General features: G+C 64.3%; 23 protein-coding genes. 15 read left to right on the forward strand and 8 right to left on the reverse strand.

Annotation, left to right across the window (positions count from 1 at the left end):
* The first annotated feature begins 36 nt into the window (after window positions 1-36).
* Complete coding sequence (gene glpK / locus OX462_RS10090) at window positions 37-1,530, forward strand: glycerol kinase GlpK (protein ID WP_409028317.1); 1,494 nt, start codon at window positions 37-39, stop codon at window positions 1,528-1,530.
* Between the two features lie 4 nt (window positions 1,531-1,534).
* Here glpK and OX462_RS10095 read toward each other — a convergent pair whose 3' ends face one another.
* Genes OX462_RS10095 through OX462_RS10105 form a run of 3 tightly spaced genes read right to left on the reverse strand, consistent with a single transcriptional unit; the run spans window position 1,535 to window position 3,171 of the window.
* Window positions 1,535-1,915, reverse strand: a complete 381-nt coding sequence (locus OX462_RS10095) for a hypothetical protein (RefSeq protein WP_230504590.1) — start codon at window positions 1,913-1,915, stop codon at window positions 1,535-1,537.
* Between the two features lie 2 nt (window positions 1,916-1,917).
* A complete protein-coding gene (locus OX462_RS10100) occupies window positions 1,918-2,478 on the reverse strand; it encodes a YdcF family protein (protein ID WP_409028318.1) in 561 nt (186 codons plus the stop codon).
* Between the two features lie 54 nt (window positions 2,479-2,532).
* On the reverse strand, window positions 2,533-3,171 hold the full coding sequence (locus OX462_RS10105) for a cysteine hydrolase family protein (RefSeq protein ID WP_121669952.1): 639 nt from the start codon (window positions 3,169-3,171) through the stop codon (window positions 2,533-2,535).
* 139 nt (window positions 3,172-3,310) lie between these two features.
* Between OX462_RS10105 and OX462_RS10110 the strand changes: the two genes are divergently transcribed.
* Window positions 3,311-4,279, forward strand: coding sequence for a GlxA family transcriptional regulator (locus OX462_RS10110; protein WP_409028737.1), 969 nt, complete (start codon window positions 3,311-3,313; stop codon window positions 4,277-4,279).
* Here OX462_RS10110 and OX462_RS10115 read toward each other — a convergent pair.
* The 4 genes from OX462_RS10115 to OX462_RS10130 all read right to left on the reverse strand — a co-directional run bounded on the left by OX462_RS10115 (window position 4,256) and on the right by OX462_RS10130 (window position 6,861).
* On the reverse strand, window positions 4,256-5,116 hold the full coding sequence (locus tag OX462_RS10115; RefSeq protein WP_409028319.1) for a tetratricopeptide repeat protein: 861 nt from the start codon (window positions 5,114-5,116) through the stop codon (window positions 4,256-4,258). The genes OX462_RS10110 and OX462_RS10115 overlap by 24 nt on opposite strands.
* A 90-nt stretch (window positions 5,117-5,206) precedes the next feature.
* Entirely contained in the window at window positions 5,207-5,773 is a 567-nt protein-coding gene (locus OX462_RS10120) for a carboxymuconolactone decarboxylase family protein (RefSeq protein WP_409028320.1), read from the reverse strand.
* Between the two features lie 91 nt (window positions 5,774-5,864).
* Complete coding sequence (locus OX462_RS10125) at window positions 5,865-6,212, reverse strand: hypothetical protein (RefSeq protein WP_070222194.1); 348 nt, start codon at window positions 6,210-6,212, stop codon at window positions 5,865-5,867.
* 148 nt (window positions 6,213-6,360) lie between these two features.
* On the reverse strand, window positions 6,361-6,861 hold the full coding sequence (locus tag OX462_RS10130) for an Lrp/AsnC ligand binding domain-containing protein (protein WP_070222192.1): 501 nt from the start codon (window positions 6,859-6,861) through the stop codon (window positions 6,361-6,363).
* A gap of 106 nt (window positions 6,862-6,967) precedes the next feature.
* Between OX462_RS10130 and OX462_RS10135 the strand changes: the two genes are divergently transcribed.
* From OX462_RS10135 to OX462_RS10195, 13 genes are all read left to right on the forward strand, one after another.
* Window positions 6,968-8,257, forward strand: a complete 1,290-nt coding sequence (locus OX462_RS10135) for a D-amino acid dehydrogenase (protein ID WP_070222191.1) — start codon at window positions 6,968-6,970, stop codon at window positions 8,255-8,257.
* 13 nt (window positions 8,258-8,270) lie between these two features.
* Window positions 8,271-9,380: an alanine racemase gene (gene alr, locus OX462_RS10140; RefSeq protein ID WP_227742002.1), complete on the forward strand. Its 1,110-nt coding sequence runs from the start codon at window positions 8,271-8,273 to the stop codon at window positions 9,378-9,380.
* A 204-nt stretch (window positions 9,381-9,584) separates the two neighbouring features.
* Complete coding sequence (locus tag OX462_RS10145) at window positions 9,585-10,142, forward strand: NADPH-dependent FMN reductase (protein ID WP_409028321.1); 558 nt, start codon at window positions 9,585-9,587, stop codon at window positions 10,140-10,142.
* 143 nt (window positions 10,143-10,285) lie between these two features.
* A complete protein-coding gene (locus OX462_RS10150; RefSeq protein ID WP_121669948.1) occupies window positions 10,286-11,860 on the forward strand; it encodes a sensor domain-containing diguanylate cyclase in 1,575 nt (524 codons plus the stop codon).
* A gap of 135 nt (window positions 11,861-11,995) precedes the next feature.
* Window positions 11,996-12,541: a hypothetical protein gene (locus OX462_RS10155; RefSeq protein WP_121669947.1), complete on the forward strand. Its 546-nt coding sequence runs from the start codon at window positions 11,996-11,998 to the stop codon at window positions 12,539-12,541.
* 33 nt (window positions 12,542-12,574) lie between these two features.
* Complete coding sequence (locus OX462_RS10160; RefSeq protein WP_409028322.1) at window positions 12,575-13,003, forward strand: hypothetical protein; 429 nt, start codon at window positions 12,575-12,577, stop codon at window positions 13,001-13,003.
* Window positions 13,004-13,129: 126 nt separating this feature from the next.
* Window positions 13,130-13,492 carry a hypothetical protein gene (locus OX462_RS10165; protein WP_121669945.1) on the forward strand — a complete coding sequence of 121 codons (363 nt, stop codon included), beginning with the start codon at window positions 13,130-13,132 and terminating at the stop codon, window positions 13,490-13,492.
* A 1-nt stretch (window position 13,493) separates the two neighbouring features.
* Window positions 13,494-14,852 carry a TolC family protein gene (locus tag OX462_RS10170; RefSeq protein ID WP_409028323.1) on the forward strand — a complete coding sequence of 453 codons (1,359 nt, stop codon included), beginning with the start codon at window positions 13,494-13,496 and terminating at the stop codon, window positions 14,850-14,852.
* A 2-nt stretch (window positions 14,853-14,854) separates the two neighbouring features.
* Window positions 14,855-16,237 (forward strand): multicopper oxidase family protein, encoded by a 1,383-nt coding sequence (locus OX462_RS10175; RefSeq protein WP_409028324.1) that lies wholly within the window; start codon window positions 14,855-14,857, stop codon window positions 16,235-16,237.
* A gap of 159 nt (window positions 16,238-16,396) precedes the next feature.
* Window positions 16,397-18,052 carry a methyl-accepting chemotaxis protein gene (locus tag OX462_RS10180; RefSeq protein WP_409028325.1) on the forward strand — a complete coding sequence of 552 codons (1,656 nt, stop codon included), beginning with the start codon at window positions 16,397-16,399 and terminating at the stop codon, window positions 18,050-18,052.
* A 77-nt stretch (window positions 18,053-18,129) separates the two neighbouring features.
* Window positions 18,130-18,903 (forward strand): transporter, encoded by a 774-nt coding sequence (locus OX462_RS10185; protein ID WP_409028326.1) that lies wholly within the window; start codon window positions 18,130-18,132, stop codon window positions 18,901-18,903.
* 93 nt (window positions 18,904-18,996) lie between these two features.
* Window positions 18,997-19,482, forward strand: a complete 486-nt coding sequence (locus OX462_RS10190) for a hypothetical protein (RefSeq protein WP_070313361.1) — start codon at window positions 18,997-18,999, stop codon at window positions 19,480-19,482.
* Window positions 19,483-19,497: 15 nt separating this feature from the next.
* Window positions 19,498-20,796 carry an NAD(P)/FAD-dependent oxidoreductase gene (locus OX462_RS10195; RefSeq protein ID WP_070313360.1) on the forward strand — a complete coding sequence of 433 codons (1,299 nt, stop codon included), beginning with the start codon at window positions 19,498-19,500 and terminating at the stop codon, window positions 20,794-20,796.
* A 43-nt stretch (window positions 20,797-20,839) separates the two neighbouring features.
* On the opposite strand, the gene OX462_RS10200 is transcribed toward OX462_RS10195, so the two are convergent.
* Window positions 20,840-21,355, reverse strand: a complete 516-nt coding sequence (locus OX462_RS10200) for a DUF6265 family protein (RefSeq protein WP_409028327.1) — start codon at window positions 21,353-21,355, stop codon at window positions 20,840-20,842.
* Window positions 21,356-21,368: the final 13 nt, after the last annotated feature.

Genomic DNA, 21,368 nt, shown 5'->3' on the forward strand with positions numbered 1-21,368 from the left:
GTGCCCTTTTTTCACTGTATAGCCGTAGTAGCGACCATGACCAAATACATACTTGCTTTAGACCAGGGCACCACCAGTTCGCGCGCCATCCTGTTCGACCATGCGGGCCGGCCGCACGCCAGCGCGCAGCGCGAATTTCGCCAGATATTCCCCCAGCCGGGCTGGGTCGAGCATGACGCGGGCGACATCTGGGCCTCGCAAGAGGGCGTGCTGCAGCAGGTGCTGCGCGACAGCGGCGTGGCGGCAAGCGACGTGGCCGCCATCGGCGTGACCAACCAGCGCGAAACGACGGTGCTGTGGGACCGCGCCACGGGCGAACCCGTCGCTAACGCCATCGTCTGGCAAGACCGCCGCAATGCCGCGTTCTGCGAGCTGCTGGTGGAGCAGGGCAAGGCGGACGTGATCCAGCAAAAAACGGGCCTCGTGCTGGACGCCTATTTTTCCGCAACTAAATTGAAATGGCTGCTTGACAACGTGCCGGGTGCCCGCGCCCGCGCCGAACGGGGCGAGCTGGCCTTCGGCACCGTCGACAGCTGGCTGATCTACAAGATGAGCGGCGCCCACTTGACGGACACGAGCAACGCGGCGCGCACCATGCTGTTCAACATTCATACTTTGCAGTGGGACACGGATTTGCTGGCGCTGCTGGACATTCCCGCCTCCCTGCTGCCCGACGTCGTGCCATCGAGCGGCGTGGCCGCGCACACGCATGCGGCATTGTTGGGCGTGTCCGTGCCCATCGCCGGCATCGCGGGCGACCAGCAGGCGGCCACGTTCGGCCAGGCCTGTTTGAAACCGGGCATGGCGAAAAATACCTACGGCACGGGCTGCTTCATGCTGATGAACGTGGGCAAGCGCCCGCTGCCATCGAAAAACCGGCTGCTGACGACGGTGGGCTGGAGCCTGGGCGCCGGCAGCGACAAGACTGATTACTTGCTCGAAGGCAGCGCCTTTATCGCGGGCGCGGCCGTGCAATGGATGCGCGACGGCATCGGCATCATCCGCGACTCGTCCGAAGTGGAAGCGCTGGCCACCAGCGTGCCCGATTCGGGCGGCCTCGTCTTCGTGCCCGCCTTCGCGGGGCTCGGCGCACCGTACTGGGACCCGTATGCACGGGGCACCCTGATCGGCATCACGCGCGGCACGGGCAAGGCCCACATCGCGCGCGCCGCATTGGAGGGCGTGGCCTACCAGAACGTCGATGTGTTGTCCGCCATGCAGGACGACGCGGGCATTGCGCTATCCGAGTTGCGCGTGGATGGCGGCGCGGCCCGCAACGACATGCTGATGCAGTTCCAGGCCGACATACTCAATGTCCCTGTGGTGCGCCCCGTGGTGACGGAAACGACGGCCCTGGGCGCCGCCTACCTGGCGGGCCTGGCCGTCGGTTTCTGGACGTCGCAGGAAGAAATCGCCGCCCAGTGGCAGGTGGGACGCCGATTCGAGCCGAAGATGGCGGCCGACGAACGGCTGACGCGCTTGCATAAATGGCAGCGCGCGGTGGAGCGCTCGCGCGACTGGAGCGAGTGACTGCTCACAGGCCTGGCCTTGCCATAAGCCTTGCCACGCGCTTTAGCAGGCCCGGCAGCAACAGGGCCGCGCTTGCGGCACACAGGGCGCTGGCGGCATAGGCAACGCTCGCCGTGATCGATTGCGTTGCAAATGCCAGCGCGAAACTGCCATACAGCACCGCGCTGCACAGCGCGCCCACGCAGGCCGACAGCCAGTGGCCATGCGCCACGTCCACACGCCGCGCCAGCGCGCCAAAGGCGGTGATGCACACCCCCAGCATCAGCGCGCCAAACAGGTACAGGCTTGCAGCGGCGCCGATTGGCTCCGCATCGGCGGCGGCCATCGACGGCACGGTGCATGCGGCCACCAGGCCAAAACTGGCGGCAAAGGCAAGTATCTTCATGTTCAGGATTTCACGTAATACACAAGGTAGCCCACGGTTTCCCTGGGTACGGAATACAGGTCGCGCAATTCGAAATAGGGCGCATGCACCTGGCCGCTGACGGCGATGCCGGCCCGCTCCAAAGCCAGCCGGAAGCGGGGCACGTGAAAGTATTGCGTGGCCACCATGGCCGTGTGCCAGCCGTGTTGGCGCATCAGGGCCGCAGCGTTGCGGGCCGTGGCGTCCGTGGTCCAGCCTTGATTATCCTCAATGATGGCGTCGGCCGGCACGCCGCGCTTGAGCAGGTAGCGGGCCATAGCCGCGGCCTCGTCAAAACCTTCCTTGCCCGTCGCCCCGCTGACGAGGATGCGCGGCGCCCTGCGTTCCTGGAACTGTGTGAGCGCCGCGTCGAGCCGCGCCTGCAGGCGGGGGCTGGGCGTGCCGTCGGGCAGGATCGTGTTGCCGGGCACGACGATCACGTCGGCCGGGGCCAGCTTGTCGTTCAGGCCCGCCAGCACCAGGGCGGCCGTGGCCAGCAGGAAAGCACCGGCAGTACTTAAGCCCAGCACAGTTATTTTTCGCATCGTTCATCATCAAGTTGGGAATGGACGCATGATACCCGTCCATTCCCGCCGGCGTCAGTTCGCCTGCGCCTTGCGTGCGCGCTGGTTCGACAGATAAATATTGTCCTTGTCCAGCGGCTTGCCTGCGCGCACGGCATCGAGCCAGTCCTGCGTGCTGACGACGGCGGCGAAATTCGAGTGGAACACCGTGCTGAAGACGCGGTGGATTTCCTCGGCGCTGGCCGTGCCGCCCGCATTGGCGTAGGGCAGGGTGCCGGTGGCGTCCTGAAGGAACTCGACTTGCAAGCCGTCGTGCGCGGCCTGGTAGATGGTGGCGGCGTCGCAGTTGTGCGTCATGTAGCCGATCACCGTCAGGGTGTCGATGCCGCGGCTCTCCAGCCAGGCGCGCAAGTCCGTGCCCGCAAACGCGCTGCCCATGCTCTTGTTGATGCGGTGGTCGGCGGCAAAGGCGGCCACTTGCGGGTGCAGCTGCCAGCCGTCGCTGCCTTTTGCAAAGATGGGAGAAGCTTCCGGCGCATCGTGCTGGACGACGATGACGGGCACGCCGGCGGCGCGGGCGGCGGCCATGGCGGTGACGATGTTGGGCAGGGAAATATCGACGGACGGATATTCGATCGGCATGTCGCCCGTGAAGTATTCATTTTGCACGTCGATGACGAGCAGGGCGCGGCGCGGTGCGGTAGTGGTGGACATGCTTGACTCCTGAATGTTTGAAAGAGGAAGGACTTCCCCGATACAGCCATTTTCAAGCCGCACGGCATAAACAAAAAGTGGCCCGAAGGCCTATCTGCGATAAAATCGGGCCATGCCTGCCATTTCTTCTTCTTCGCCTTTGAGCGTGGCCGTGATCGCCTTCGACGGCATGACGCCTTTCCACTTGTCCGTGCCTTGTCTCGTGTTTGGCGCCCAGACGGACGAGGCCGATCTGCCGCCTTTCCACGTGCGCGTCTGTGCCGCCGACCCCGCGCCCTTGCGCACGGCGGCCGGCTTCGCCATTACGCCCGAGTTCGGCCTGGAAGGCCTGGAGGGCGCCGATATCGTCATCATGCCGGCCTGGCACGACGATTGCCGCGACGCGGCGGCGTCACTGGTCGCGGCACTGCAGGCGGCCAGCGGGCGCGGCGCGCGCATGGTGGGCCTGTGCCTGGGCGCGTTTCCCCTGGCGCAGGCGGGCTTGTTGGATGGCAAGAGCGCGGCCACGCACTGGGGCATGGCGGACCGGCTGGCGGCCCGCTATCCCAGGGTCAGGGTAGACCGGGAAGTGCTGTACGTGGACGATGGCGCCGTGCTGACGTCGGCGGGCGTGGCGGCCGGCCTCGATTGCTGCCTGTATCTGCTGCGCCAGCTGGCGGGCGCCGAGGTGGCCAACCGCGTGGCGCGCCGGCTGCTGGTGGCGCCGCACCGCCAGGGCGGGCAGGCCCAGTTCATCGAACGCCCGCTGCCCGTGTCCGGCAGCGAAGGGCGCTTTGCCGACGTGCTCGCCTGCGTGACGGCCAGCCTGGGCCAGGCGCACAGCATCGATGCGCTGGCCGAGCGGGCCGCCATGAGCCGGCGCAATTTTACGCGCCACTTCCGCCAGGCGACGGGCACCTCGTTCAAGCAATGGCTGCTGAACCAGCGTCTGGCGCATGCGCAAAGCCTGCTGGAAAAAAGCGCGGCCTCGATCGATATCGTGGCGCAAGAAGCCGGCTTCGGCACGGCCCTGTCGCTGCGCCAGCATTTCCGGGCCAGCTTGCAGACGTCGCCGTCGGCGTATCGCAAGCTGTTCCGGCAGAAATCAGGCCAGATCAGGCAGCCATAGCGTGGATGTGTCCCGGCTGCCATTGGGCAGCTGCGCGCTGACGGCGATTTGCCGCGCGATGAAGGCGGCCGGTTCGAAGGCGTAGCGTTCCTGGAACGAGACGGTTTCTGCGCTCATCAGTTCGGCATACGTCTGCATCAGGGTCGAGGCGGAAAGATGCTTGCCTTGTTCCACATAGGTGTCGATGGCGGCCAGCAGCACGGGGTAATCGGCATTTTCCTTGCTGCCGCCGAAGTTGAACGACAATTGCCCGCAGGCGCGCCAGATGGGGTCTGGTTCCCCGTCCGGCACCGGCTGCGTGCGCAGCCATTGCAAGGCCTTCAATGGCGGGCCGCCAAACGATGGTGGCGATATGATGGCCTGGATGGCCACCTTGACGGCTGCGTCGATTCTTCCCGCGCGCACATACTGGCCATGCAGCAGCAACAGCGCGTCCGTATATTCGGGAACGATGGCCAGCGCCGCTTCCAGCAGCGCGATGGCCGCTGCGGGATTGCGCTGCGCAATCAATTCCTTGGCTTCCAGGAACGCGGCGCGCGGCGAAGCGGGGTCGTCGGCCAGCGATGGCGTGGCGACGTACTCGTCTTCCGCCGTTGCGTAGGCTGACAGAAACGCCGCCAGGCTGGAAAAGTGCGGCTGCAATCGCCATTCGTCGTGCCACGTTTCGACGACGATCGGTTCGTACGCTTCGCGGCCGATGGGCCAGTACAGGCCGAACGTATCGCCATTGCCCAGCGCCCCTTCGGCGAACGGGGTGAAGCCGAGCGGTGGATACGCAGTCGTGTGTTGCCAGTCTTGTTCGACAGAGATGTGGGCGAGGTTTGCAGGTAGTTGCATGGAGGTTGCAGAGGATAAAACGCCAGTGTAGAGCAAGAGCGCATCCGCCGGCGTTTCCCATCGCAGGGGGCAAGTGAGGGGGCAGGCCCTTCAGTCGCGTTCCGGCACCGGCACGTTGAAGCCGTTCAAGGTGGTCGAGACCAGCGCGTACAGGCCCACCAGGTAGATCAGTTCGTTGGTGCCGTGCTGGCCAAAGGTGGCCAGCGCCAGGCGGTACAGCGGCTCCGGCAGCGTGCCGCCGCCGCTGAGCGCGTAGGCCAGATCGTAGGCGATGCTCTCATGCTGGTCCAGGTCGACGGGCTTGACGTCGGCCACCAGCGTGGCCAGGCGCTCGTCCGACATGCCTTCGCGCTCCGCGACGGCGATGTGGGCATAGATTTCATAGGCAGCGTTGTAGCGCGCGCCGACCACCAGGATGGCAATCTGGCGCACGTTATCGGGCAGCGTGGCGTTGGCCGTCATGGCCAGGGTCAGGTCCCAGATGGCCTTGCCGATGGCCGGTTCGTGCAGCCACGGATTCCATGGCCCCATCAGGGCGCCGTCTTCGCGCACGGCGATGAAATCGTTGAAATTGCTGGTGATGCCTTTGCGCATATCGTCGTACAGCGGCTGCTGTTCGGGCGTCAGGTCTTGCGGAGCGATCAGGGGCAGGCGCATGGGAACTCCTTGCTGGGTAGGTGAGCGGTGGGCGGCGATAGCCAGCAGCCAGTATAGCCAGCCTGGCTGGCGGCACCCGTTCGCTGTGCGCCTACTTGCGCGGCTCGTGAATGCGGAATTTCTTCACGACGCCCGCCTGGTCGAACATGACGGCCACTTCGCGCGTGCCTTTTTCGCCCAGCAGGGGGATCAGCCGCGTCACCTTGGGCGCTTGCAGCTGGTTCTTGTAGACCCAGACTTCATAGCCGGGATCGAAGCTGACGACGGTGGCGTTGCCCAGAGCCGCGTCGAGGTCGAGGCGGGTGGTCTTGCCGACCTTGATGTTTTGATAGATGGCGCCGTTGTCGGGCGCGCGGTTGACCTTGTATTCACTGGCGGTGCACATGGCCACGGCCAGGCCCGCGAGGCAGGAAGCTGCCAGTTTGATCAATGTGTTCATAGGGACTCCCGGTGTGCATCACTGCTTCCAATCTCAGAGGGGACGGGCGTGATGTCATGCCGGGAGTGTGCTTGCGTCGCCGCGAATGTGCTACAAGATTATACAAAGGCGCAAAAAATGATGCCGGTGGTGCCGGCTGACGGTACTTTTACCGGTTCTGCAGCACGTCGGTCGACAGTGCCAGGGTTTCCTTGATTTCTTCCATCACCACATAGCTTTTCGATTGCGCGGCGCCCGGCAGCTGCAGCAGCATGTCGCCCAGCAGCTTGCGGTACTCGGCCATTTCATGGATGCGCGCCTTGATCAGGTAATCGAAGTCGCCCGACACCAAGTGGCATTCCTGCACTTCGGGAATCTGCAGCACTTCGCGGCGGAATTGCTCGAAGGCGGACGCTGACTTTTGATTGAGAGTAATCTCTACAAAGACGAGCAGCTTCGCGCCCAGCGCGGCCGGGTTCACCTTGGCGTGGTAGCCCGTGATGACACCGTCGCGTTCCATGCGCTTGACCCGCTCGATGCAGGGCGTGATCGACAAGCCCACCTGTTCGCCGAGGTCTTTCATCGAGATGCGGCCATCCTGCTGCAGGATGCGCAGGATGTGGCGGTCCAGCTTGTCGAGGCCACGTGCCGATTCTTTAAGGATTCTCATGATTTATTTCTGAATATCTCGATTTATACGTGAACAAATACTGGCTCTTTCCCAATATGATAGCGGTTAATCTGGCGTCAGCCTAAAAAAATATAATGAGGAAACTATGCGTATCGTGATTCTGGGTAGCGGCGTCATCGGCGTCACCAGTGCTTACTATCTGGCCAAGGCAGGACATGAGGTGACCGTCATCGACCGCCAGCCGGGCCCCGCACTGGAAACCAGCTTTGCGAATGCGGGGCAAATCTCGCCCGGCTACGCTTCGCCATGGGCCGCGCCCGGCATTCCCCTGAAAGCCGTGAAATGGATGATGCAGCGCCACGCGCCGCTGGCCATCTCGCTCGACGGCAGCGCCGCCCAGCTCAAATGGATGTGGCAGATGTTGCGTAATTGCACGCCGGAAGCGTATGCCGTGAACAAGGAACGCATGGTGCGCCTGGCCGAGTACAGCCGCGACTGCTTCAAGGTGTTGCGCGCCGAGGCCGGCATCACGTATGAAGGCCGCCAGCAAGGCACGATGCAATTGTTCCGCACGGAAAAGCAATACAACGACGCCGCCAAGGATATCGAAGTGTTGAAAGACGCGGGCGTGCCGTACGAAGTGCTGCAGCGCAATGAGTTGTCGCGCGCCGAGCCGGCCCTCGAAGCTGTCAAGGACAAGCTGTTTGGCGGTTTGCGCCTGCCCAACGATGAAACGGGCGATTGCCAGCTGTTTACCACGCGCCTGTCCGAGATGGCCGAGGCACTGGGCGTGAAGTTCCGCTATGGCGTCTCCATCGATGCATTGCTGACGCAGGGCGATGAAATCGCCGGCGTGCAATGCGGCGCGGAAATCGTCAAGGCCGATTCCTATGTCGTGGCGCTCGGTTCCTACTCGACGGGCTTCATGAAACCGCTGCTCGACATTCCCGTGTATCCATTGAAGGGCTATTCGATCACCGTGCCCATCGTCAACGCGGCCAAGGCACCCGTGTCGACCATCCTCGATGAAACCTATAAAATCGCCGTCACGCGTTTCGACGACCGCATCCGCGTGGGCGGCATGGCGGAAATCGCCGGCTACAACCTGAACCTGAATCCGCGCCGCCGCGAAACCCTGGAAATGGTCGTCAACGACCTGTTCCCCGGCGGCGGCAACACGGCCGAGGCGACGTTCTGGACGGGCTTGCGCCCGATGACGCCGGACGGCACGCCCATCGTCGGCCGCACGCCGCTGCGCAACCTGTTCCTGAACACGGGCCACGGTACCCTGGGCTGGACCATGTCCTGCGGTTCGGCGCAATTGCTGGCCGACCTGATGTCGTCGAAAAAGCCGGCCATTCTGGCCGACGACCTGTCCGTCAGCCGCTACAGCGGCGCGCAGCGCGGCGGCAAGTTGCAATACGCGGGAGCCTGAGATGGCGGGAAGCATGCCTCCAAAGGAACGTAGCGGCGCCATCCTGACGGTGGACCTCGATGCCGTGCGCGCCAACTACCGCTTGCTGCGCGACAAGGCGCACCCGGCCGCCTGCTCGGCCGTCGTGAAATCCGATGCGTATGGCCTGGGCGCCGCGCAAGTGGGCGCGGCCCTGTATGAAGAAGGGTGCCGCCATTTCTTCGTGGCCCACCTGGAAGAGGGCATCAGCCTGCGCCCGCACGTGGCGCCGGACGCGGCCATCTTCGTGCTGCACGGCCCGCCCGTCGACACGGAAGGCGAATTCACGGCCCATGGCCTGACGCCCGTGCTCAACAGCGAGCCGCAGGTGGCGGGCTGGCGCCGGCACGCAGCAGCGCTGGGCACCACCCTGGACGCGATCGTGCAGGTAGACACGGGCATGTCGCGCATGGGCTTGTCGCCGCAGGAAATCGACGGCTGGCTGCTGGACCCGCACTTTCTCGACGGCATCAATGTGCGTTATGTCATGAGCCACCTGGCTTGCGCCGACGAGCGCGCCAACCCGATGAATGGCGAGCAACTGGCCCGTTTCATCGCCATTCGCGCCCGTTTGCCGCAATACCGCGCCAGCCTGGCCAATTCCTCGGGCATCTTTTTGTCGCCCGATTACCACTTCGACCTGGTGCGCCCCGGCGCGGCCCTGTACGGCATCGGACCGCAGGGCGGCGAACCGAATCCGCTGCGCTCCGTGGTGCGGCTGCAAGGTAAGGTCTTGCAGACACGCACGATTGCCGCCGGCGACCACGTGGGCTACAGCCGCCGCTACACGGCCAGCGAGCCGCGCCAGGTGGCCACGGTTTCCGTCGGCTACGCCGATGGCTGGCTGCGCAGCATGAGCAACCAGGGCCTGGCCATCGTCGATGGCGTGAAAGTGCCGCAGATCGGCGCCATCTCGATGGATTCCATCACCCTGGACGTGAGCGCCATCGCCGAGGAACGCGTCGCGCCGGGCAGCCTGGTCGACCTGATCTGCGCCGAACATCCGGTCGATGCCGTGGCGGCCATGGCCAATACCATCGGCTACGAGGTATTGACGAACCTGGGCGGGCGCTACTACCGCGAGTACCGGGGCCTGGCACGTTAGCGCACCTGCCAAAACGCCCATGGCGTTGTTGCCTTGCCTTGCCGTACATTCGTACTGTCTTCGGCAAGGCGCCTAGCCCTGAGCATTTTTTCAGGTGCGCTGGTTTCGCACGCTAAGCAGCGCGAAACCGATGATTGTGTGGCAAGATAGCCCTGACGTGCATCGCACCTCAGGGCATTTTTTTAACCATCATCGGGGATTTCTATGAGTCAATATAACGTTGCTATCGTCGTCGGCAGCCTGCGCAAGGATTCCTTCAACCGCAAGCTGGCCGACGCCATCATCAAGCTGGCGCCGCCCGAGTTTTCCTTCAAGCACATTGAAATCGGCGATTTGCCGCTGTACAACCAGGACGACGATGGCGCGCAGGCCGAGCAGGTGCTGCGCCTCAAATCCGACATTTCCGCATCGCAAGCCTTGCTCTTCCTCACCCCCGAATACAACCGCTCTATCCCCGGCGTGCTGAAAAACGCCCTCGACCACGGCTCGCGTCCGTATGGCCAGAGCGTGTGGGGCGGCAAGCCCGGTGCCGTGCTCGGCGTATCCGTGGGCGCCACCGGTACGGCGCTGGCGCAGCAGCATTTGCGCAATGTGCTCGCCTACCTGGACGTGCCGCTGCTGGGGCAGCCTGAAATGTTTATCCAGGCCAAGGACGGCCTGTTTGACGAGCACGGCGGCATCGGTCCGGCCAGCCTCGGTTTCTTCCAGGGCTGGATGCAGCGCTACGTGGACTGGGTCCGCAAGCATGCGATTCACGCTTGATGCAAGTCAAGGCGGCAGCGCTCAGCGTTGCCGCTTGTTCACATTCTTTGACCAACGATGCCAGGATTTCAATATTGGCACGGCTGTCTCGGTATAATGCGCCCTTTCTGTAGCGCAATACTTTCCAATTTCCTGCCGACTCCATGTGGACTAAACCTGTTCCGCGCATGAACTTGCGCCGTTTGATCGTGCTCGTGGCCTTTGCCAGCGCCCTGGTGTCCCTGGCCAACACCTTCTATGCCAGCTACAGCGTGCAGCGCCAGCTGCTGATCGATACCACCCTGGAAGCGAACCACGCCTACGCGAGCAAGCTGGCCAGCACGGCCGAGGATTTCCTGCAGTCGGCGCGCCAGCAGCTGGCCTACAGCGCCGGCAGCCTGCCGTCGCGCATGGACGACGAGCAATGGCTGACGGAAGAAGCACAGCGCCTGCGCCTGCAGACGAACAGCTTCAATTCCGTGCTCATCGTCGATGCCCAGGGCAAGGTGCTGGGCGTGTCGCCGGAAACCCTGGCCCTGAAAAACCGCACGCTCGACTCGGCCGGCGCCGCGCAGGCGCTGCGCGAACGGCGCCCGCTGGTCACGCAGCCGTACATATCTTCGGTCGGCAATCTGGTGGTGTTCATCTCGCATCCCATCCTTGGCAAGGATGGCCGCTACCTCGGCTACGTGGGCGGCAGCATCTACCTGAAACAGAAAAACATCCTGTACACCATGCTGGGCCAGCATTATTACCGCGACGGCTCCTACCTGTACGTGGTCGACCAGAACCGGCGCCTGCTTTATCACCCTGATCCTGAGCGCCTGGGCCACGTGGCCGGCCGCAATGACGTTATCGACACCATCATCGCGCAGCGGGGCGGCGGCAACCGGCGCATGCATAACAGCCTGGGCGTGGACATGCTGGCCGGCTACGCCGTCATGCCGTCGACGGGCTGGGGCATCGTGGCGCAGCGGCCCACGGCCATGACCCTGGCGCCGCTGAACCAGCTGATGGCCAATACCGTATGGCATTCCCTGCCAATCGCCTTGCTGAGTTTGCCATTCATCTGGTGGCTGGCCAGCCTGATTTCGCGGCCCCTGATGCAACTGGCCGAGGGGGCGCGGCGCATGGATGTGCCTGGTACGAGCGAGCACATCGCCTCCATCCGTGCCTGGTATGTGGAGGCGGCGCAGATCAAGAAAGCCTTGCTGAAGGGCCTGGCGTTGTTGCAGAACAGGATCGGCAAGTTGAAGACCGACGTGGAGACGGACCCGCTGACGGGCCTGTCGAACCGGCGCGGCATGGCGGCGGCGCTCGACGTCTGGCAGGCGCAGGCGCGGCCGTTTTCTGTCATCGCCATCGATATCGACCATTTCAAGCAAGTCAACGATAAATGGGGCCATGCCGTGGGCGATGAAGTCATCCTGCGACTGGCGCAGCTGATGCGCGCCTGTTCGCGCGATGCCGACGTGCTGTGCCGCAATGGCGGCGACGAGTTCATCATGCTGCTGCCCGATGCCGACCTGGACGTGGCCATGCAGGTGGCCGAGCGCCTGCGCGCCAAGGTGGCCGCCGCCGTGATTCCCGGCGCGGGCGCCATCACGGTCTCGCTGGGCGTGGTGGCATCGTCGCACGGGGAGCGCAGCACGGACGCCGTGCTGCTGGCCGCCGACGCGGCCCTGTACGTGGCCAAGGAAAACGGGCGCAATTGCGTGGGCATCACGGAACCCGCCTGACAGGCGTGCCGTGCGGGATGAACTGATCCGTTGTTTTCTGTTGCATCTGAGCCTGTCCCGTTTGCCCGACAGCGCTTACCATATGGCCCTGATGGTGTACAACGGGGACAATGTGCATGGCAACGGTGAATATTGATGACGTTTGAGCAAGAACTTGGCATCCGCTGCGAGGTGGGTGATCAGCCCCACCCGCTGGCCTTGCTCGACTGCCGCGAACTCAATTACGGCCAGCACAGCGTGCTGCCGCTGCACCCGTTCCGCCTGAGCGTGCCGGAAGCGGCGCTGGCGGGACTGCTCGACGAACCGTTCAACAGTTTCGTGCAGGATTGCCGCGAAGACGATCTGCAATACGAGGAAAGCGACTTGCCCGAGCTCAGGGACGCCGGTTACCCCGACATCACGGCCATGCTGGCGGGTCACCGGCCGCTGCTGGCCGAAATGATTGACGACTTCATGATCGGCGACCTGATGTGGGCCATCGGGCGCGCCAGCGGCTACCGCCGGCCCCGCGCCCGTTGCTTGGGCGACGTGGAGGCGGCCGATGGCCGCGCGTATTTTACCGTCAATAAAGTGGAGAAAATCCATTTTGCCGATGGCAAGGTCATCCTGGAAGGGCAGGGCTATTACGGCACCTACATCATCTGGCTGACGCAGGGCCGGCGAGATCAAATAGGCACTTGACCTTCCTCATGTGGGAAGGTTTATAGTCGTGCCATGAACCGTGCCTTTTTCCGCTTTCTCGCCCGCTCGCTGCTCTGGCTGCTGGCCGTCACCTTGCCCCTGCAGGGCTTTGCGTCGGCCATGCGCAGCTGCTGCGTGGACGAGCGGGCGGCAGCGGTCACCGTCACCGCCGTAGCGATGGAGGCGCCCCAGTGCCACGACATGGGCGACATGGCCGGCATGTCCCACATGCAGGACCAGCCGCTAAAAATGGCCATGGACGATGGCGGCGCCGGCCACCCTGGCCACGATTGCAGCAACCACGGCGCCTGCACGGTGGGCGCCACTGCCCCCCCGGGCATGCCTGCCTTGCACGCCTTGACCCTGCGCGCGCCGCCTCCGGCGCTGGCACCCGATTCCCTGTTCGCCGGGCATATCCCGCCTGGCCCTGAACGTCCCCCGAGAAGCACGCGCTCCGCCTGACCGCCCGTTGAACCTGGCGGTGCCGCCGTCGCACGTCCCTGCATCTTGATTTTGCAGCTTGTACCGGTCGCGCCAGCGTTCCAGTCGCGCGCCCGCCGCGCCATACCCCGTCATTCAAGGAATACCATGAAGCAATTATTCAGCCTCGCGCTGGCCGCCGGCGTTGCGCTTGCCTCGCTGCCGCTGGCCGCCGCCCAATCGCGGCCCCCATCCGCCCCGCAAGAGGCGCAAGCGCCCGTGCCGGCCGCCGCCTACCGCTCCGCCTTCGCCGGCTACCGTCCCGCCGCCGAGGACGACGCCACGCCCGATCAGACCTGGCGCGCCGTCAACGAGAAAGTCGGCAAGGCCGGCGGCCACATGGGCATGATGAAGATGGATGGCCACAAGATGGAAGGGCACAAGATGGAAGGCCACAAGATGCCGATGGAGAAGCCCGGCCCCAAGCCGGCCGCCCAGCCCGCCCCGCAACACCAGCATGAGGGACACTGAGATGGCACGTTTTACAAAATCAACTTGCCTCACGCCGCTGGCCCTGGCGGCCGCCTTGCTGCTCAGCGGCTGCGCCAGCTTCAGCCCCGATGGCGGCATGCAGGCCGTGTCCGCGCTGGCAGACGCCCGCACGGGCGCCCCTGCGGCATTGACGGACAAGGGCGGCGAGGAAAAGCTGGCTTCCCTGCTGGCCCAGCCCCTGGACGCCGACAGCGCCGTGCGCATTGCCCTGATGAACAACCACGGCATGAAAGTGGCGCTGGCCGAACTGGGCGCCTCCGAATCGGACCTGGTGCAGGCGGGGCGCTTGCGCAACCCGGGCCTGTCGTTCGGCCGTTCGCACGGCAGCCACGGCAATGAAATCGACCGCGGCGTCAGCTTCGACCTGGCGGGCTTGCTGACCATGCCGATGCGCGTGAACATCGAGCGGGGCCGCTTCGAGCAAGCCAAGCTGCAGGCCGCCGGCAGCGCCGTGCAGCTGGCGCTTGAGACGCGCCGCTCTTACTTCAATGCCGTGGCCGCCGTGCAGACGGAAGCGTTCATGCAGCGGGCGCTGCTGTCGGCCGAGGCGGGCGCCGAACTGGCCACGCGCTTGCGGCAGGCGGGCAACTGGAGCCGCCTCGACCAGGCGCGCCAGCAAGTGTTTTATGCGGACGCCGTCGGCGACCTGGCCCGCGCCCGCCACCAGGCATTGGTGACGCGCGAACACCTGACGCGCTTGCTGGGCCTGTGGGGCAAGCAGACCAGCTTTACTTTGCCGTCGCGCCTGCCCGACTTGCCGGCCCAGGCGGCGGAGGCGGGCAATATCGAGGCGCAGGCGATGGAGCAGCGCCTCGACGTGCAGATGAGCAAACTTGACGCCCATGCCACGGCCAGTGCACTGGGCCTGTCCAAGGTCACGGGTTTCATCAATGTGCTCGACGTGGCTTATACCAACAAGAGCACGAGCGAGGCGCCGCGCGAAAACGGCTATGAGGTATCGCTGGAACTGCCGCTGTTCGACTGGGGCGCGGCGCGCAACACCAAGGCGCAAGCGCTGTACGAGCAGTCGCTGCAGCGCACGGCGGGCACGGCGGTGAAGGCCCGCTCGGAAGTGCGCGAAGCGTATTCGAGCTACCGCACGGCCTACGACCTGGCGCGCCATTACCGCGATGAAGTCGTACCGCTGCGCAAGACGATCTCGCATGAAGTATTGCTGCGCTACAACGGCATGCTGGCCAGCGTGTTCGAACTGCTGGCCGATGCGCGTGAGCAAGTCGCCAGCGTCAACAGCGCCATCGAAACCCAGCGCGATTTCTGGATCGCGCAAACCGAACTGCAAGGCGCCATCAACGGCAGCGGCCCAGCCAACAAGGAATAATGATGATTACACGTAGAAATTTTTTCATGAATGCGGGCGCCGTCGCCCTCAGTGCGGCAGCGGTGAGCAGAGTCGGTGCGGCCTCCCTGCCGGAAGCCGTCAGCATGGCCGGCGCAGACACGAAAGCGCCGCCACCGCCGCCGAACGGGCGTCCGTACAACCCCGTCGTCACCCTGAATGGCTGGTCCTTGCCCTGGCGCATGAACAACAACGTCAAGGAATTCCATCTCGTGGCCGAGCCCGTCGTGCGCGAACTGGCGCCCGGCATGCAAGCGAACCTGTGGGGCTACAACGGCCAGTCGCCCGGTCCCACCATCGAAGTCGTGGAGGGCGACCGCGTGCGCATCTTCGTCACCAACAAGTTGCCGGAACACACGAGCGTGCACTGGCATGGCCAGCGCTTGCCCAACGGCATGGATGGCGTCACGGGCCTGACCCAGCCGGGTATTCCTCCCGGCAAAACCTTCGTCTATGAATTCGTCGCCAGGCGGCCCGGCACCTTTATGTACCACCCGCATGCGGATGAAATGACGCAGATGGCCATGGGCATGATGGGTTTCTGGGTCACGCACCCGAAAGACCCGAATGTCATGAAGGTGGACCGCGATTTCGTCTTCTTGCTCAGCAACTACGACATCGACCCGGGCAGCTACACGCCGAAGATCATGACCATGACAGATTTCAACTTGTTTACCTTCAACAGCCGCGTCTTCCCCGGCATCGACCCCATGGTCGTGCGCCAGGGCGACAAGGTGCGCGTGCGCGTGGGCAACCTGACCATGACGAACCACCCGATCCACATGCATGGCCATGAATTCGAGGTGACGGGCACGGATGGCGGCTGGACGCGCCCCGAATCGCGCTGGCCCGAAGTGACGACCGATATCGCCGTGGGCCAGATGCGCGCCGTCGAGTTCACGGCAACGGACATCGGCGACTGGGCTTTCCACTGCCACAAGTCGCACCACACGATGAATGCCATGGGGCATGACGTACCGACCATGATCGGCGTCGACCATCAGGGCGTGGCGGCGAAGATCAACCAGCTCGTGCCCGGCTACATGGTGATGGGCGAGCGGGGCATGGCCGACATGGGCGAGATGCAGATGCCGATCCCCGACAATACCTTGCCGATGATGGCGGGCGACGGCCCCTTCGGTGCCATCGGCATGGGCGGCATGTTTACCACGGTCAAGGTGCGCAAGGATCAGAAACCGGGCGATTACCGCGACCCGGGCTGGTACAAGCACCCGGCCGGCAGCGTGGCCTATGAATGGACGGGCGCCTTGCCGGAACCGGTGCGGGGCCAGGGCGCGGGCAAGCCGGCGGCAAAAAGCGGCGTGGAAATGACGGTGCGCAAGCCAGGCGGGCACAGCGGCCATTGACGCTCTCCCGGGGATTGCTAACATGGCACGCCCCGGGGCATGTTGCTTTGTATCAAGGAATTGTTGGTTAGTGACAATCCGAGCATTTTAGTGACAGTTTTTTCCTTATATTCAAGTCATAGCTTAAATTATTGGCTACCGTCTTGTCTGGGAGGAAACATGTTGAGTAAAATGAAAGTGGGGACGCGCCTGCTCGCTGCCTTCTTTTGCGTCGCGCTGATGGGGGCCATCGTGGCCGGCATCGGCATCTTCAACATGGGCAAGATCGATACCATGGCGGGGCAGATGTACAACCATGAATTGCTGGGGCTGTCGTACATCAAAGAGGCCAATATTGCCCTGATCAAGGTGGGTCGCGCGCGCAGCAATTTCTTGCTGGCCACGACCGCCGAGGAGCGCGCCACGCGCCAGGCCGACATCGGCAAATTCCTCGAGCTAAATAAAAGCTATCTGGCCAAGGCCCAGCCGCTGTTCGTCACGTCGGCCGCCAAGGAATTGTTTGCCCGCTTCGCCGCTGTCGAAGCGGAGTACATTGCCACCATGCAGCAAGCCCTGGCGCTGGCGGCGGCCGAGCCGCTGGCGCAGCGCAGCGCGCAACTGGTCGAACTGCTCAACAAGACGCGCCAGCATGCCGATGAACTCGACGGTATGCTGGATAAACTGTCGCTGCAGAAGGAAGAGCGCGCCAAGGCGGCTTCCGAACAGGCCTCGGGCGTGTACCAGGCCAGCCGCAGCTTCATGATCGCGCTCGTGCTGGGCAGCATGGCGGCCGGCCTGGCGCTGGGGGCGCTGATCACGCGCGGACTGACGCGCCAGCTCGGCGGCGAACCGGCGTACGCCGTCAGGATCGCCGGCGCCATCGCCGAGGGCGACCTCACCATCGATATCCGCACGGCCACCCATGACAATGCCAGCCTGCTGTTCGCCATGAAAGCCATGCGCGACAAGCTGGTGGGCATCGTCAGCCAGGTGCGCTCGGGTACGGACACCATCAACACGGCCTCGAGCGAAATCGCCCAGGGCAACCTCGACTTGTCGTCGCGCACGGAAGAGCAGGCCAGTTCGCTGGAAGAAACGGCGTCCTCGATGGAACAGCTGACCTCGGCCGTGCGGCAGAACGCGGACAATGCGCGCCAGGCCAATGCGCTGGCCGGCGCCGCGTCCGATGTGGCCGGCAAGGGCGGCGCCGTGGTGGGGCAGGTGGTGCAGACCATGGAATCGATCAATGCGTCGTCGCGCAAGATCGTCGACATCATCAGCGTCATCGACGGCATCGCCTTCCAGACGAATATCCTGGCCTTGAACGCGGCCGTGGAAGCGGCCCGGGCGGGCGAGGAAGGGCGGGGATTTGCCGTCGTGGCATCCGAAGTGCGCAGCCTGGCCCAGCGTTCTGCCAGTGCCGCCAAGGAAATCAAGACCCTGATCGGCGACTCCGTCGAACAGGTGGAAATCGGCTCCAAACTCGTGCATGACGCGGGCAGGACGATGGATGAGGTGGTGACCAGCGTGCGCCAGGTGGCCGATATCATGCAGGAAATCACGGCCGCCAGCGCCGAGCAAAGCGCCGGCATCGAGCAAGTCAACCAGGCCGTGCTGCAGATGGACCAGGTGACGCAGCAGAATGCGGCCCTGGTGGAAGAGGCGGCAGCCGCCGCCGAATCGCTGCAGGACCAGGCGCAGACCCTGACGGAACTGGTGGGCGTGTTCCGCCTGCATGCCCAGGCCGAACGCATCGCCGTGCCGGCGGCCAGCAATGTCACGCCGCTGCGCCGGCCAGTGCCGCCCGCCCGGCAGGATGTGCGGCGCCTGGCCTGACAGCGGCTGGCTCGGGCGCAATGGGCGCGGCGGTGGTAGGCTGTCGCTATTGCGCGTTTGCCACTTCCGGGTCCCCCATGCCATCTTCTTTCCTGTCCTCCTTCAGTTTTTTCCTGTTGCTGCTGTCGCTGGCGCCCCTGGCGCAGGCGCAGGAGGGCGATCCCGTCCTGCCTTATCGTCCATCGGTGGCCAGTCCCGCCCAGCTGCCCGTGCCGGGTCAGCTGGAATTCGAGGCGGGCGGCCTGCTGTCGAAAACGGACGACACGCGCCGCGCCAGCTTGCCGTACACGTTCAAGCTGGCGTTCACGCCCGAATGGGGCGTGCTGCTCGAAGGTGAGGGCTTCGTGCGCGCGCGCGATGACACGGGCCGGCGCGAGACGGGCGTGGGCGACACGACGGTCGTGCTCAAACGCGCCTTTTTGCTCGACAGCGCCACGGCGCTGGGCCTGGAACTGGGCTGGAAGTTGCCCACTGCCAAGGACAGCATCGGCAGCGGCAAGAGCGACGTCTCGTTGAACGGTATTTTCAGCCGCGACCTGGGCGCCGTGCACATGGACGCCAACCTGAACGCCACGCGCCTGGGGGCTTCCGACCCTGGCACGGGCAGGGTGCAAACGGGCTGGGCGGCCTCCTTTTCCACGCCCGTCAGCGACCGCTGGGGCGCCACGGCGGAAGTGTCGGGCACGCGCCTGCGCGGCGCGCCAGCCACGGCGCAGCTGCTGCTGGCTGCCACCTACAGCCCCACGCCGCGGTTGGCCATCGATATCGGCATGGCGCGTGGCTTGACGGCGGCGTCGCCGGACTGGTCGCTGTTCAGCGGCTTGGTAGTGCCTTTGGGCAAACTGTGGTGAGATTGCGACGGGATTCCTTATGTGTCCTTGCGAACAAACAGTTAGTCACACAAGGTCTACAATTGCGGCATAACTGATAAAAGGAGTGTCCTCATGAAAACCCTCATTCTCGCCGCCGTCCTGCTGTCGGCAGGTACCGCCGCCGTTGCCCAGGTTTCCGTCACCGTCGGCCAGCCAGGCTTTTACGGCCGCATCGACATAGGCGACTATCCCGCGCCGCAATTGATCTACGCCCAACCCGTCATCGTGCAGCGCCCGCAATACTATTCGGCCGCCCCGATCTACCTGCGCGTACCGCCCGGCCATGCGAAACACTGGTCCAAGCACTGCCGCAAGTATAATGCCTGTAACCAAGAGGTATATTTCGTCCAAGATGGTTGGTATAACAACCAATATGTGCCCCGCTACCGCCAGCAGCATGGCGACCATGGCCGTCCCGATTACGGCGACCGCGACCGTCATGACGACAAGCATGACAAGCACTATGACAAGCGCGACAAGCATGATGACAAGCCGGGCAAAGGCCATGGCAATGGCAATGGCAATGGTCGTGGCAACGGCAACGGGCACAGGGATTAACAAGCAGGAGGATCTTTGCATAGTAAAATCGTTATCGTAGGAGGAGGTGCAGGCGGCCTGGAGCTGGCTTGCAAACTCAGCCGCAAGCTCGGCCCAGGCCAGGTCACCCTGGTCGACAGCCGCCTGTACCATATCTGGAAGCCGTCACTGCATGAAGTGGCGGCCGGCACCCTGGACATTCATCAAGAGGGCCTGTCGTACCAGATGCTGGCGCATGACAATGGTTTTACCTATGTCTATGGTCCCCTGATCGGGCTCGACGCAGCGTCGAACAGCCTCACCGTGGGCGCCATCGCCACGGACAAGGATGAGCAGCTCTTGCCGCAGCGCCAGGTCAGCTACGACCAGCTGGTGCTCGCCGTGGGCAGCACCTCGAATTACTTCGGCGTACCCGGCGCCCAGGAAAACACGATTTCCCTCAATGCCACGGAAGACGCCGAACGTTTCCGTCTGACCCTGCTGAAACTGCTGGCCATGGCCGAACAGCGCCAGGGCGACGCGGGCCATCCCGGCGTCGACATCGTCATCATCGGCGGCGGCGCGACGGGCGTGGAACTGGCGGCCGAATTGCGCGAAGCGAGCGGCGTGTATGCCGCGTATGGTTTCCAGAATCTCAACGCCATCAAGGATGTGCGCATCACCCTGCTCGAAGGGGCGCCGCGCATCTTGGCGCCGCTGCCCGAGCGCGTCTCCCTTGCCGCCTCGAAACTGCTGCACCAGCATGGCATCACGGTGGTGACCGATACGCGCGTCACCACGATCGAAGCCGACAAGGTGACGGTGGCCAGCGGCACCAGCTATGCGGCCGACATCTGCGTGTGGGCCGCCGGCATCCGCGCGCCGGAATTCCTGTCCACTTTGGGCTTGCCTACCAACCGCGCCGGCCAGCTGGAAGTGACGGGCATGCTCAATGTGCAGGGCCATGCGAATATCTTCGCGCTGGGCGATTGCGCCGCCTGTACGGGTCCCGACGGCAAGCTGGTGCCGCCGCGCGCCCAGGCTGCCCACCAGCAAGCCGATTACCTGCTGAAAACGTTCCTGCTGCAGGCGAAGGGCAAGCCGCCGCAAACCAGGCCGTACGAATATCTGGACTACGGTTCGCTGGTGTCGTTTGGCCGCACCACCTCGGTCGGCACCCTGATGGGGTCGCTGAAGGGCCTGAGCTGGTTCGTCGAAGGCTTTGTCGCGCGGATGATGTATGTGAGCCTGCACCTGATGCACCACAACGCCGTGCTGGGCACCGTGCGCACGGCCGTCATGGCCATGGGCCGTTTCCTGATCAAGCGCAGCTCGCCGCAGGTCAAGCTGCATTAAGCAGTTTGCGCCGTAACAAAACAAGGGGCCTTGCGGCCCCTTTTTATTTGCCGCGCGCGAGGGGCGCCGCGTCGCAGCGGGCCCGCGTCATGGGGAAGGCGATGGTGGTGAGCTTGCCCTTCAAGGTGCCGGTGATGCTGGCGTGTAAGATGCGCTCGCTGTCATGGCGGTAGGTGATGCGGCTCGGAAAGTCATTGTCCAGGTTGGCGAAGATGAATTCATTCGGCTTGTCCTGACGCAGCAGGTTGAAAATCACGGGCGGCTCGCCCGACGGCTGCACGATGTAGGCCAGCTGGCCCGGTTCGGTGAGGCGGATCTGCACGAATTCGAAGGCCGTCGTCTTGCCGCCCTTGACGGTGCGGCTGGTGCCGAGGATGGTACCGCCGGCGGCCGTACTCCATTGTTCCCCGGAACCGGGTTCGGCGCCGTCGACGTTCCAGCAGCCGGCCAGCCAGGCCAGCTTGTCCACGGTTTCCGGCGGCGGCACGGTCTTGTCGGCGGCCTGGGCGGCTCCCATGGCCAGCAGCGCTGCCAGCAGGGTGGGGATCAGTCGTTGCATGCGGTTTCCTCGT

Source organism: Janthinobacterium aestuarii, assembly GCF_046113285.1.
Classification (GTDB): domain Bacteria; phylum Pseudomonadota; class Gammaproteobacteria; order Burkholderiales; family Burkholderiaceae_D; genus Janthinobacterium.